General features: G+C 37.7%; 8 protein-coding genes. 3 read left to right on the top strand and 5 right to left on the bottom strand.

What is annotated here, in order from left to right; genetic code table 11:
• Positions 1-704 precede the first annotated feature (704 nt).
• On the top strand, positions 705-5,552 hold the full coding sequence (locus tag EIP89_RS05300) for a T9SS type A sorting domain-containing protein (protein WP_160160527.1): 4,848 nt from the start codon (positions 705-707) through the stop codon (positions 5,550-5,552).
• A gap of 93 nt (positions 5,553-5,645) precedes the next feature.
• A complete protein-coding gene (locus EIP89_RS05295; RefSeq protein WP_124397625.1) occupies positions 5,646-6,638 on the top strand; it encodes a UDP-glucuronic acid decarboxylase family protein in 993 nt (330 codons plus the stop codon).
• Positions 6,639-6,728: 90 nt separating this feature from the next.
• Here the strand turns inward: EIP89_RS05295 and EIP89_RS05290 are convergent, their stop codons facing one another.
• Positions 6,729-7,409, bottom strand: a complete 681-nt coding sequence (locus tag EIP89_RS05290; protein ID WP_124397624.1) for an SCO family protein — start codon at positions 7,407-7,409, stop codon at positions 6,729-6,731.
• A gap of 125 nt (positions 7,410-7,534) precedes the next feature.
• Here EIP89_RS05290 and EIP89_RS05285 point away from each other — a divergent pair, with 125 nt between their 5' ends.
• Complete coding sequence (locus EIP89_RS05285; RefSeq protein ID WP_160160526.1) at positions 7,535-9,124, top strand: ABC transporter ATP-binding protein; 1,590 nt, start codon at positions 7,535-7,537, stop codon at positions 9,122-9,124.
• Between the two features lie 99 nt (positions 9,125-9,223).
• Here EIP89_RS05285 and EIP89_RS05280 read toward each other — a convergent pair whose 3' ends face one another.
• From EIP89_RS05280 to EIP89_RS05265, 4 genes are read right to left on the bottom strand one after another with little or no spacing between them, the layout of a single operon-like run.
• Positions 9,224-9,847: a tetratricopeptide repeat protein gene (locus tag EIP89_RS05280; protein WP_124397622.1), complete on the bottom strand. Its 624-nt coding sequence runs from the start codon at positions 9,845-9,847 to the stop codon at positions 9,224-9,226.
• 10 nt (positions 9,848-9,857) lie between these two features.
• Positions 9,858-11,210: a tetratricopeptide repeat protein gene (locus tag EIP89_RS05275; protein WP_124397621.1), complete on the bottom strand. Its 1,353-nt coding sequence runs from the start codon at positions 11,208-11,210 to the stop codon at positions 9,858-9,860.
• A complete protein-coding gene (locus EIP89_RS05270; RefSeq protein ID WP_124397620.1) occupies positions 11,192-13,372 on the bottom strand; it encodes an urea transporter in 2,181 nt (726 codons plus the stop codon). The genes EIP89_RS05275 and EIP89_RS05270 overlap by 19 nt, the downstream gene beginning before the upstream one ends.
• Complete coding sequence (locus EIP89_RS05265) at positions 13,369-14,745, bottom strand: alanine racemase (protein WP_124397619.1); 1,377 nt, start codon at positions 14,743-14,745, stop codon at positions 13,369-13,371. The genes EIP89_RS05270 and EIP89_RS05265 overlap by 4 nt, the downstream gene beginning before the upstream one ends.
• Position 14,746 lies beyond the last annotated feature (1 nt).

The raw sequence follows: 14,746 nt of genomic DNA, 5'->3' as shown, positions 1-14,746 counted from the left end.
AGAAATATTTTTATAAATGACTTGCTCATTTTCAGGTAATAGATTCTTGCTATCGATAGGCTGGCATCGATTAGTATTTTCTAAAAGTTGTTTTTATTAAGAAAAATCTTATACTTTTTGAATGTTTTTTACTATAATTTTCGATACTTAAAAATTTTTTCATTCAAATTATTAAAAATTTGTGGCTTTACAGTCTTTTTTTCCAAATAATAAAATTTTCAGAGTAAAAGGCTTTCTATAATCCTTCAAAGGCTAAACTACTGTCGTATTCAATGTTTAAAGATTTTCTTTGACAGGAAGTGTTATTCGGATAAAATATCAAATAGTGGATTTTTTAGAAGATAAGGTGTTTTAAAAAAACATCCGAGGCGATTTTCTCTAATTCTATCCTAGACTTAAAATTGACTCTACTGACTTACGATCTATTGGTTATTCTTCTATTCCTGAATTAGGAATCTTTAGGTTATTCTGTCTTCTAAAGATTTATTGATATGGTCAAACACGACTAGAATAAATGGGTACAGGTAATGATACGCGCTGAAGTAGAGGGGATCTTGGTGAATCTTTTGTTTAAAAACTCTTTAAACAGTTAGAACCCTACTTTAAATGTTGTTTTGGTTTTGTTTTTTCGTGCACACTTTCAAAATATTTTAACTTTCTTGTAAATGTGTATATTTGTTTCTCGGAAAAGTATAACACTGCAAATGAAAAAACACATACTAAGTAGCATATTTCTTCTGACGTTATCCGTTCATTCCCAGCCTGTCATCAATACCGTTTATTTTGAGAACTTTGATAGTGCAACTATAAAAGGCACTACATATAAAGGAGCAGGTACAGGTACAGCTGGACCTTTATTTCTTTTCAATACAAACAACCAACTACAGGTTTCAAGTCCAAATTCTTACACGGCCAAGCCTGTTGCCGGTTCACAAGATACTATATTTTTTGAAACCAATGCTTTTTCTACTGTTGGAAATACTTTTGCTCGATTGACATTCAAACACATAGCAAAAATTCTCTTCGTTGATAGGGCACTTATTCAAATTTCCACAAACAATGGGGCTACATGGACCACCTTCGTCCCTAACGATCCAAATGCATCGCCACCTGTTCCAGGTAATGTAATTTACCTGGGTCAGAGCTTGTCGTACAGATCCTTGGGCTACTTCAATGATCTCTCATACAACGGAATCAATATTAACAATAGCACGAATATTTGGGACGGTCCTTCAGGCAATACTTTTCCGACCAATAACTGGTGGGTTGAAGAAGTTTTTGATATCTCAGCTCTTGCCTGTGGTACTACGGGATTTCCGCAAGTTAAGTTGCGCTTTGTTTGTGCTTTTCCATTCGGAAACGATGGTAATCCCAACCGGGCACTTAAAGCAGGTTGGTTTATTGATGATATAAAAGTTGAAGTTTCTTCCTGCGAATTATATAATCCAACAGCAACATTTTCTCTCGGTGTATCTCCGCCTTACAACAATCATCCTTTAGCTGGGCAATTTGCTCCTGGAAACTATCCCATTGGAATTCGCATTCAAGACAACGTAAGGGCTGACTCAGCTTTACTGTTTTACAGAATTAATAAAGGTCCATGGACTTTGAAATTTATGGTACCACAAACAGGTCAGCCCGTTACTAATCGTATTTTCAGAGATACCATTTATAATTTGAATGTCGGCGATACAGTTGACTACTATATAATAGGTAAGGACACTTGTAAGAACGAGGTTCGGATGCCCTCAAATGCTCCAGTAGGCTTTTACACTTTCTGGATCATGCCACCTCCTCCGGGTAAGTGCATTCCTGGTTGGCAACCAGGCAACCCGGTGAATCCAAATATCATTTATCCATCGGCCACCAACCCCTGGATTGAAAGTTTTGAAAGTGCCGATTGGGTACCTGGTACTGTGGGAGGTACGGGTACCACGTATCGAGGTACCTTCCCGACGGCAGTTGGGCAAAATTGGTCGGTCAATCCGCCGAACAACCAATTGCCCAACAACTATGCATGGGCCATAATGGGTGGCAATCAAGCCACACCAAACCCAGGTACAGGTCCATCAGGTTCACAAAATGGCTCGAGGTATGTTTATGCTTGGGGTGAAAGAGGAACAACCGGTCAACAAACCATTCTCGAAACTCCTTGTATCCAGTTGCCTATGGACTCATGTACAGCACTGGAATTCTATTATCACATGTTTGGTCAAAATATAGGCTCTTTACGAGTGGATATAGACACTAGTTCAGGATCTACATCTAACTGGATAAACGGAATATTTACTGTAACAGGGCAACAACATGCCTCTAAATCAGCTCCATATACTCGAGCTGTAGTTAACATTAAACCCTACACAGGTAAGTTTGTGAAATTTCGTTTTGTTGCCACTCGCGGTCCGGGTATATTATCGGATATTGCTATTGACAATTTACGTATTTACAATCCTACTACGGATGATGCGCGTTTGATGGAAATTCTAAAGCCAGTCAATGGTTTCTGTGGGTACACAGCTAATGAAGATATTCAAGTGAGAGTACAATCTCTCGGTTGTGATACACTAAAGCAAATTCCCATCGCTTTCCAAATCAACAATGGTCCTATTGTTTGGGATACGATTAAACAAAATCTTATTACAGCTCAACAAATCGTTTACACATTGGCACCAAAGGCTAACCTTTCCACACCAAATACTACATATAATATAAAAGTGTGGACCAACGTACCTGGTGATGTAGATAAAACCAATGATACTCTTGACATCCAGATATTACACCCGTCTAACCACAGCACCTTCCCATTGTCTTTGACTTTTGACGGCACTGGAAATACTCCCGGAAACTTCCAAGTACCAGGCAACTACGGTGCCTTAGCTACGACCGTATGGGAGAGAATTCCAAATCCAACTGGAACATCGTTTAGCCAATATGCTTGGGGTGTAGGTACAGGTTTACCCCATCCTATTGAAGGTACCGGTCCGATTTCTGACTTTTCAAATTATGGCAACTATTTATTTGCCCGCGGAAACTGGCAGTTCAATTCCCCCGCCACTCTTCAGTCGCTGTGTTTGAATTTCACCGGAATAAGCAATCCGGTAGTATCTTTTTACTACTACATGTTTGCCCCTGATGTTGATTCATTGGTTGTCCGTTTCCTCGAAGACGGTGGAAATAACTGGATTACACCAGCTGGAGGTAGAATTGTAAACACAGGAGCTAATTCACATACTAATCACGTTTCCAACTGGATTTACAGAGAATTTAGCTTACAAGCTTTTGCAAACAAATTTGCTCGAATTCAAATACAAGCACACCGTAAAAACAGTGGTTCAGCTACTCTTGTGGCTATTGATAATCTCAATGTTTACAACAAAATAGCTAACGATGCTGGTATTGAAAACATTCAACCACCAGGTTTAGGTGTGCCATCAGGTACAGGTCAGTTGCCAACATTTACGATCCGAAATTTTGGTACGCAGACACTCACTTCTATACCTGTAACATACACCATTACTCCTTACTGTGGTACAGGAGCGGGTACACCCGTTACTTACAATGCGACATGGACAGGTAACTTAGCACCAAATCAGACGGTACAGTTTACACCTACTACCTCACCGGTTTGGCCAACTGGTAGGTTCAAAATCTGTGCTTCGACCAACTTAACGGGTGATGTGAATACTTTTAATAATGAATACTGTAAGGATGTAACCGGATTCGGAAGCATTTCAGTGCCTTACTTTACAAATTTCGACGACTGCAACTGGTCATCAAACGGTATCTTCTCTCAAGGGGGGCTTCGCCAGTGGGAGTTGGGTACTCCTTCTAAAACAGCCATCACTAGTGCACAGTCGGCTCCTAACGCTTGGGTGACTTCAACGAATCGTCCATATCGAAATAATGCAGAAGAAATTTTGAGATTCCCATCTTTTACTGGGTTTGATACAATACGCTTCCCGGAAATTCGATTTGCTCAAAATTTCCAATTTAGCGACGACGACGGTGGAGTTGTAGAATATGAAACACCCCAGGGCTGGCAGGTTCTCGGTGAGCTTCCCTCTGGCGGATGTAATCAAAATCTAGGTGTTAACTGGTACTGTACTTCACCAAACTTTGGTACGTCGAGCTCAGCACTCTTCGGAAACAAACCTGCTTTTACAGGTAACTCGGGAGGATGGATGAACAGTGCCTTCCCGCTCAACATGTTTAACTTTAATATAGCGCCGTTGAACCTTCGCTTCCGCTTCCGCTCTAATGCAGCTGGTACAGGTTCTGGTTGGGCAATTGATAATTTCCAGATTTACGTACCACCGCAAAATAGTGCTGCACCTATCAACGTGAATACAATTACTCCTCTGATCGTTCCGGGAATTAACAACCAATTCGTTGTAACCATTCAAAACACAGGTGCTAAGAGACTCGATAGTTGTGAAGTACGTGTGAAAATTGGAACAACAGTTGGCCCTTGGGAAAAGGTAATTTTCCCGGGAAATGGTCTTGAAGTAAATCAAACCTTCGATTACACCTACCAATCGCCCTGGGTAAATCCAACCTCTGGACCTCATAACATTTGTGCAGAGACAAGACTGCCTAACGGAAAACAAGACAACCTAACCTCTGACGATGAGTTCTGCAAAACCATTGTAGTACTGCAAGAACTCAACATAGCCCAAGCTCCCGATTCTTCATTCTGTAACAACTTCGAAGGTCCAAATGAACCTTCCTGGGCTACATACAATGCCTTCACCTACGGAAATGGTACTACTATATGGGAATTTGGAACACCCAACAATCCACCCATCGTAGGTGCCCACTCTGGCACAAAAGCATGGATAACCAGTTTGTCACAAAACTATCGAAACCGCGATAGCTCTGCACTTTTCACACCAGTGTTTATTGTAGATTCAACTCTGGCATATGAAATGAGCTTCATGCACTATTTCGTGACAGAGAAGTTTCACGACGGAGGTACTGTTGAGGTTTCTCAAGACGGTGGAAATACCTGGAAGGTAGTAGGTGATTTCAAACCTCAATCCTCTTGGTACAATCAGCCCTACATTACAGGCTTAGAGCTTATCAAACCTGGATTTACGGGTAATTCAAACGGCTGGATTGAAGCAAAGGCAACTTTTAGATTCCAATTCTCCGGTAAAGCCATCTTCAGATTCCGCTTTGGCAGTGATCAGAATGTAACTGCACCTGGCTGGGCAATAGATGACTTCTGCTTGAAAGTATCCAATAAAAAACCTGAATTCTTTATTGGAATTGAGGAAAAAGTGCTCGACGTGCCTGTAGTTGGCGAGCTCTATCCTAATCCAGCTAATAAGTTGGCACACCTGCCCATTTATCTGCCGAAGTCGGGTAATGTTTCAGTAAGTGTTTTCAATCTTGCTGGTCAGATGATAATGAGCTTCGGCGACTACTATTACGCAGGTAGAGCAGATGTGCCTCTCAATTTGAACTCATTAAGAGATGGCACCTACATCGTAAGAGCTAATGTCGATGGAGCTGAATATGTGAGAAAGCTCATAGTTACTTCACAGAAATAATCCCAAAAAAAAGCCCGCCACCTGGCGGGTTTTTTTATTTTTTAGAATTAAAAAAATTGTAAACTAACCACTACTTTTACCCGAAAAATTACCATGAACAAGCGCGTATTGATCACCGGTGCAGCGGGCTTTTTAGGTTCGCATTTGTGTGATCGGTTTATCAAAGAAGGTTATGATGTGGTTGGTATGGATAACCTCATAACCGGAGATCTGAGAAACATCGAACACCTTTTCAAATACAAGGAATTTGAGTTTTACCATCACGATGTTTCCAAATTCATTCACGTACCTGGGCATCTGGATTACATCCTTCACTTTGCCTCTCCCGCCAGCCCTATAGATTATCTCAAGATCCCTATCCAAACATTGAAAGTTGGTTCGCTTGGCGTACACAATTGTTTGGGATTGGCTTTGGTAAAGCGCGCAAGAATTTTGATAGCCAGCACTTCGGAGATTTATGGTGATCCAACAGTGCACCCTCAAACGGAAGAGTACTGGGGTAACGTAAATCCAATTGGTCCTCGCGGTGTGTACGATGAGGCAAAGCGATTCCAAGAAGCAATGACTATGGCCTACCATACCTACCACGGCCTTGAAACGCGCATTGTGCGCATTTTTAATACTTACGGTCCTCGTATGCGCTTAAATGATGGTCGAGTTTTACCAGCCTTTATTGGTCAAGCTCTAAGAGGTGAAGACCTTACCGTATTCGGCGATGGTAGTCAAACAAGATCATTTTGTTATGTAGATGATCTCATTGAGGGCATCTATCGCTTGCTGCTTAGCGACTATCCCTATCCAGTTAATATTGGTAATCCCGATGAAATTACCATTCTTGAATTTGCTCAGGAAATCATAAAATTGACCGGCACCAATCAAAAGATTGTTTTCAAACCCCTGCCAAAAGACGATCCTATGCAGCGAAGACCTGATATTACAAAGGCCAAGCAAATACTCGGTTGGGAGCCAAAAGTGGGTAGGGCAGAAGGCCTAAAAATCACATACGAATACTTTAAGTCTCTGCCAAAAGAAGAGCTTTACAAACAGGAGCATCGAGACTTCAAAGAATACATTCGCAAATACTGAATGTTATTCACATATTAAACTCAAAAGGAAATCGGCAGAAGGCACTTAGGTGACCCTCTGCCTTTTTTGCTATTTAAACGATATGTGTTTTTAATATTTTGGAGTATCGTCTTTAAATAGAATGTGAATATGCCGAATGAGTCGCTGCATATCTTCAGGATCGGTGCCGTCGTAAAACCCGCGAAGGCGACCTTTTGTGTCAACTAAAACCACATTTTCGGTATGTATAAAGCTGTGATCGTCATCGTCCCCGCGGTGCTCTCTACTTTTTACAACAAAATACACCTTGCGCGCTAAGCGCTGAATTTCATCTTGATCAGCTCGCACAAGCCACCAAATCGATGAATCAATTTCATTCATGCGCGCATATTCTCGCAAAACAGGTAAGCTGTCGACTTCTGGCATTACAGTGTGCGATAGAATGACTATACGTTGATCGCCCCTGAAGGCCTCTTGTACTTTGCGTAGCTCTCTCGTCATATCGATACAGATAGAGGGGCACGTAGTAAAGAAGAAATTCACAACTCGAATGCGGTTTTTCACTGTTTCCTCTGTTACCGTATCGCCCAAATGATTGATTACCTTAAACGGACCCGTGTGAAAATTCCTCCCTACTCGTTGTAAACCGCTATCTACCAGCTCTGGATTGATGTCAATAGGGTTGTAAACAGGCAACCGCTCTGGCTCTTGCATTATATATCCACCAAAAATATACACGGTAATAAGTGCTACAGCGATTGCCCCGTACAAGATGTATTTTGATTTTTTCATCCTTTAGAATATGATGTAAGACAAAATACGTGACCTTTTTTTATAAACAAATTTTATCTGATTTTTACCCTGATAATTCTTTAAACTTTTTTAAAAAAGTACATCCCTTGCTTAAGATAAAAAATTTGACAATCAGATCAAATAGAACTGACACAGTTTTAGTGCAAGGTGTTGATTTATACCTAAAAAGAGGCGAAAAACTCGGTATAGTAGGAGAGAGCGGCTCAGGAAAGTCTTTGATCTGTAAAGCTATTTCGGGTCTATTGCCACCTTCACTGTCTATTTCATTCGATGCATTTGTTTTTCAAGAAGTTTCAGGTAAATGGGTGGAGCTGGACAAAATGACCTCATCTGAACGAGCAAAGAACATCGGTTATGTCTTCCAGGAACCTATGAGTGCTCTAAATCCCTCTATGCAAATAGGTGATCAAATAGCCGAGGCTTTAGAAATCTTGCCAATTTCTAAAAACGAAAAACAACAACGAGCTCTCGAGTGGCTGCAGAAAGTTCAAATCTCCTACCCTGAAGCCACGTACTACAAGTACCCGCATCAGCTCAGCGGAGGGCAGCGTCAACGAGTGGTAATTGCTATGGCGATGATTAAAAATCCACATTTGCTCGTAGCTGATGAACCTACCACAGCTCTTGACCTGCTCGTACAAGCAGAAATTATCCGCCTTCTTCGCCGACTGTGTGATGAAGAGGGTACCTCCCTAATTTTTGTAAGTCATGATATAGACCTGGTTGGTCAGCTTTGCGATCAAATTTTGGTGATGCGGCAGGGCAAAATGATTGAAATTCAACCTAAAGACCAGCTTTTTACATCACCCACTCATCCATATACTCAGGCACTTTTACTTTCAAGGCCTAAGCCTGGATACAAACCAAAGCGACTGCCTACTGTCGAAGACTTTTTACTGTCTCACAGTGATCTTGTAAAAGTTTCTAAAAAGCAGACTTTGAAGGAAAGTGAACTTTTGAAAAAAAATAAAAACATCATTACCATTTCAAACCTCTCTAAGTCATATCAAATAGGTAACAAGAAATCACCCATCTTGCGAAATGTAAACCTCACCATCACTTCCGGAGAGACGGTGGGTATTGTCGGACCATCAGGTTGCGGAAAAACAACATTAGCAAGAATTTTATGTGGTATTGAAAAAGTAGATGCAGGTAAGGTGCAATTTCACCAGGCCGGTCGCAGAGCTGATGTTGTCCAACTTGTTTTTCAAGACCCTTTTTCCAGCCTAAATCCCATGCTCACCATTGGTAAGCAAGTGATGGATCCCCTATTAGCGAAAGGCATATCAGCAGTAGAAGCCAAAGAAAAGGCACAAGAAATTCTTGATATGGTAGGTATTTCAGTGGAGCGATTTAATGAATATCCACACCTCTTTTCAGGTGGACAGCGCCAGAGGATAGCTATCGCGCGTGCTCTTATTTTACGCCCTTCACTTGTAGTTCTCGATGAGAGTGTGTCTGCCCTCGATGTATCCGTACAAGCGCAGGTTCTCAATCTATTAAATGACTTAAAAGATGCACTAAACGTAAGCTACTTATTCATAACTCATAATCTCATCATTGCTGAATATTTCTGCAATCGGATATGTGTGATGTACAATGGTGAAATCGTAGAAGAATGGACGGATAAAATGCCTGAAAATCCTGTTCATCCTTTTACAAGACAATTAAAAGAAGCTATAGTAAATTTTTAAAAGAGTATGCCGTTTTAAGCTGATTTAACGTTGAAATAAAAATACATAAAAAGCGATTTAAAGTAATTATTTTTTTGCTTTTTTACACTAAAAATAGTCTCATTTAATGTACTTTAAGCCCTCTAAAGCCGATTCATCTCCAGGCCTATTCATAAGTGCTTTTTGGAATAAAACTTTTGCTTCTCTGTTTTTTTGAAGTTTTAATTTAATCCAACCTAATAATAACAAGCTATCGTAATCAAATGGATATAGATTTACAACCTTTTCGATGTAACGTTCTGCTTGATTAAAATTGCCTTTATTATAGTAAAGTAAACCGACCCGATAATTCACAAGTGAATTATTTGGATCAATATCTAAAATTTTTTGATAAATTTCTAATACTGCCTCCCATTTTCCCATCGAAGAGTAGGGAAGAACTACCCCTAATTTCGGCTCAATCGCATAAGGTTTGAGGTTTATTGCTTTTTGGTAGTAGTCAATGGATTCTTTAAAATTTCCGTTTTGATAATACAGCCAACCTAATCGGAGATTTATTTCATAACTTTCTGTTTCATATACTGAATTTAATTGTTCAATAGCCGCTTTATAATTACCATTATTTTCGTATTCATAGCTCTTTTTAAAAACATTTATAACTTGATCCTGTCCATTTAAAGGAAAAATGATTGAAAAAAATAGGATTACAGTTGTAAAAGGAAGAGGGAAATTTACTTTTTTCATAGTTAAAATATTATAGTTTTATTGATAAAATTCCAGTGATCGAATGATGTAAATAAGTAAATTTATCGTTGGTCTCTCTCTGTTGGGGATATTCGATAAAGTTGCTTGTACATGACAAACGTGTGTAATCAATGGTGAGCGACCACTTTGGATTAGGTACAAAAATAAGTTTAGCTCCTAATCTATTATTTATTACATCAGACCGGTTGTAAATTACCATTCCTTCCTTTACTATAAAATTACTCATATCGCCTACAGATCCATAAATCTCTGCCCAAAAGTTATTTGAAATTTTAAAACCTATATTTTCGTCAATAATCAAATTTTTCCTTATTGTTGATAAGCCATAATCTTGTTGCTGAACTGAAAAATTGCTTACTATGTATAAATTTAAATTTCCGAAAGGAAAAATATGTAATTTAAAATCAATTTGTTCTTGTTTGGCGTTATTCAATCCAGCTTTGTAGTAAGAAGTTCCAAAAGTAAAGTAAGTAAATTTTTTGTAAAATGAAATAAAACCAATAATGTCTAAGACGTTTGAATGTGTTGGAACTTCCAGTAAAAGAGGTATTTCATTAGAATCTACAGTAAGCTGAGTAGTATACTTCGCACTTGAATGAACAAAGTGAATTCCCCCAGTTAAGGACACAGATTTAGATACTAAAATGTTGGTATTTATGTAGTATTGATTTAGCCTGGTATTAAAATTTGCGTTTGAGTAGTTTTGATTAGATGCTTGAAAATAAAGAAATTGGTTTGAATTTAAATTAGTATATGCCTGATAGATACGTAGTCGAGAGGTCAATTTAGTCAATAAACCAATGTAAAAAGACTCAATTTGTAAAGGACTAAATAAATAACCATTTAGGTTATTTTGAATTTTATTGATGGAATGAGTGATTTTTTCAATTGAGTTTCCTTGAGTAAAATTGTATGCAATATCAATGTTTTTAATAGCTATTTCATCATTTAATTCATAGTTTTCTTTAAATGTTTTCGACAATTTTTTTGAAAACCATTCAGCTTCAGAAGATCTACCTGAGTATAGGTAAGACCAATACAGATATTCTTTTACATATTCTTCTTCATCTGATATTTTCAAAGCCTGATCGAAGTGATAAATAGCTTTGTGAAAATTATTTTTATTGAAGTATGCTATACCCATCCGTACATGTAAGTAGTAAAAGGAAATATTTTTTCTCAGAGATTCCTTTCCAATATCAATAAGAGAATTCCAATTTTTTTGAGTATAAAGTTCATATGTAACTCTATCAATCTCTTTAATGTTAAAGGTTATTTGTGATTGACCATACTTAAAAAAAAACGTCAGAATAAAAATAAAAATTAACTTTTTACTACCCATTTTTCGTTTTTAGATCTTTTATTATGTACTTTTAAATATTTAATTCCACTTTGATCTTCTTCTAATTCAAATTCAATGGAATCAACTTTTTTTCCAAAAAATGTTTTGACAATAGAGCTTTTTAATTTAATCGGCTTACTTATTAATCCTGTATTTACATCTGGGTATGAAAGATGGTAAATGCAATGTAAAAAAGGAATAAAAGGTGCAAAAAAGTCGTGTATTAAAAGTGAATATGGCTTAAAAACCATATTGACTGGAATTTTATCGCTTAATTCTAATCTATTCGTGAAACCAAAACTGACCTTATATGAAGCTAAATAAAAGTAATACAGCATTGATTTTTTATCTCCTTCGAAATGCGTAAATTGCAACATATTATCATCTAAACGAAAATATGCTTTCGAATTGCTTTTTTCACATTCTATGTATTTTACGAGAGTGTAATAGTCTCTCTTTACAGTCCATAAGACATCTCTTCCGGATTCATCCTTAAAAGTCAATTGTTCACCTACAATAAAATGAAATGATTTTTTTAAAATTAAATTTGGAGTTAAGTACGATATTTTATCTCCTTTTTCAGGTATAATAACTTGAAATAATTTTCCTTTTTTTTGATTTTTTAAATAAACGTAAGACAGTGGATAGTTGATCGTTTTAGAACCTACATAAGGTGCTGACTGAATTTGAAAGTGAAGATGGGGATAAGGTGAATTTCCGGAGTTGCCTACTTTTCCTAAAATATCACCCCTTTTTACAGATTGTCCTTTTGAACATGTAATACTTCCTTTTTTTAGGTGGCTCATTTGAGTATAAAGAAATTCGGTGTGTTTAATTATTATTGTATTTCCCCAGTTATTTTCTAAATTTCTGATTCCTATAGGATTATCTTCAATATCATCAATTATATCCTCTATTATTCCATCGGCTGGTGCTAAAATATTTTTTTCGTAGCAATAGTAGTCTGTTACAAAAAGTCCATTGTTTTTGTAAGTTCTTCCATCCTCATCTATAATTTCAAAATCCCAGGCATATTTCCAATCCTCTTTGTGGGTGTACTCTCCATTGTGCCCTTGAGTTACGACCCATTCACCATAAAAAGGGAGGTAGATCGGAAAACTCGATTCGTTTCCAAAACGCTCAGTGTAGTTATTAAAAAAATACAGGTTTTTTTCAGGAGAGTTTTGCTGCCAAAAGATTGTACTTAATCCTATTCTATTGTCTTCACGAAATTTCAGTCCATAAAGCACCGTGAGTACAACTAAATTAAATGGCAGTGAATGCACTGGTAAATTAAATAAATTGAAAATTTCTTGCAGAGATATACTTACTACAACGACAATTGGAATTATAAAGATTTGAGCGATATAGGAACTTGCATTAGGAATGATAAAAAAGCCTCCTAATGCAATAGATGTAAGTATGTAATTAAAACCAATGTAGCTGAAATATACTTCATTGAAATGTATGCCTAAAATCGTATAGAAAAAATATGCAATTAAAAACCCTATAATGCTAAGGCTAAAGGCAATTCTTGAGTAAAGAAAAAGGCCAATGCATGCTAAAAAACCTGCTAAAACATTTTGTTGAAAAAATATTGCTCCTAAAGATAATAAATATGCTTTTATCGCACTGGGTATATCAAAAGCGTTTATCCATTCATATATTTTTACTAATTTGTTACCTCCTAATGAATACAATTCGTTTAAAACATATATTCCTCTATCGCTAAAACCTAATGACTGAAACTGCCTTGTTGATAATCGCAAAAGCCAAAAAACTGTTATAAAAGGTAAGCTGAGAAATGGCAATCCATACTTAGCTAAAAATCCTTCGTATGATAAGGAAATAAATAGAGTAAGTATCCCAGCAGCGGAAATGAGAATAACTAGTGATATACTTGGTTTAAAATAGATGGCTAAACCTATTCCAACTAGAAGTGAATTAAAGCCATAAAATCCTTGACTTATGCTATATTGATTTATCCCAAGGACATAGGCTAAAACAAGTGTAGTGAGTACACAAAATAAACCTAAAATACCTACATAAAAATCTAAAAAAGTTATGCTCAGCAATATCAGTCCAAACCACTTATTGTTTGAAAAAAACAACTGAGCATAACTATTTAGTACGGCAGCACTAAACCACTTAATGAGTTTCATTTAGTGGCCATATTATGGTAATAATTCTCTTTGAGATGCTCTGGTATTACTTCCATTGAATTAATAGTATCCAGTGTTTCTTTTTTTCGAATTAAATGTAAGTTTCCAGATTTATCGATTAATACAATATTAGGACGCATGTTGATAAACTGGAGCCATTGAGTATTGTTGTATGCGCCAACGCGTCTTATTACATAATGATCTCCTTTTTTGAGCAATGGAAACATCACATTATAGCGTACCACGTCAATATTCATACACAAGGGTCCATAAATAGTAGTGTCTTCAGATTGTTCAGAAATTGGTTCTACCGGACGGATGTCATGCTCATACCAAAAAGCGGTAAAGAGCACATTCACGCCTGCATCAATAATGGTGGCCCGTCTGCCGTCAGATAATCTCTTGTTGGCCAGTACTGTTCCAGCTAAATACCCTGCTTCGTCAATGAGTGCTCTGCCTGTTTCCAAAATGAGCAAGGGCAAATTTTGAGGTTTGATGTCAGAGCTCAAAAGCGCTGAGGTAATAGCCTCAGCGAAGTCGTCAAACGATGGAGCGGTATCTGTGCCCGGATAGTAGGAGCCTCTCAAAGTATTTTTTGAGGCAAAACCACCTCCGATATCGATGTATTGAATGGCTAATCCATATTTTTTCTCAAGATCTACAGCAAGTTTTGCGAGTTTAGAGGCGGCTATTTTATAGGCCTCGGTTGACATGATGTATGTTCCGATATGTGTGTGAAGGCCAACGAGCTCAAGTTTTTTTGATGCCATTATACGGTTGAGAGCATCCCACGCTTCCCCATTTTCGTAGTTAAAGCCGAATCTGTCCCATTTGGGATAGATGCCTACATCCATATTCACGCGAATCGCTACTCGAGGCTTTTCGCTCATTTCTTTTGAGAGCTTAATGATATCATAGAGCTCATCGAAATGATCTATGTGAATGAGTGAACCGTTTATTATCGCTTTACGAAGGTCTTCAAGGCTTTTGTCAGGTCCATTGAAGATGATGAGTTCGCTGGGAATTCCATTTGCGATTGCCTTGTCGTACTCAAACCCTGAAACTACTTCTGCCCAGGCGCCTTCTTGATGAAAGATTTGACATATGGCATTCAGATAGTTTGTCTTATATGACCAGGCGAATTGTACTTTAGGATAGCGCGAGCTGAACGCTCGATACGCGTCTTTATAGGTACGGCGAATGGTATTTTCTGAAAAGATAAAAACAGGAGATCCATATTGCTTGATGATACTGCTAATTGCCACTCCATCGATGTGGCTTATGGGTTCTAATTTTCTGGCAAGGCCGTATTTGCTCGGTAAGCCTGCATTGAGTTTTTGAATTATTGGTCTTTCAAAGGCTTGTTTTTCCATT

The organism is Thermaurantimonas aggregans, assembly GCF_003851885.1.
In the GTDB taxonomy this organism is placed as follows: Bacteria; Bacteroidota; Bacteroidia; order Flavobacteriales; family Schleiferiaceae; genus Thermaurantimonas; species Thermaurantimonas aggregans.
Note: the sequence above shows the minus strand (reverse complement) of the source record. Positions and strands in the feature narration are given on the sequence as shown.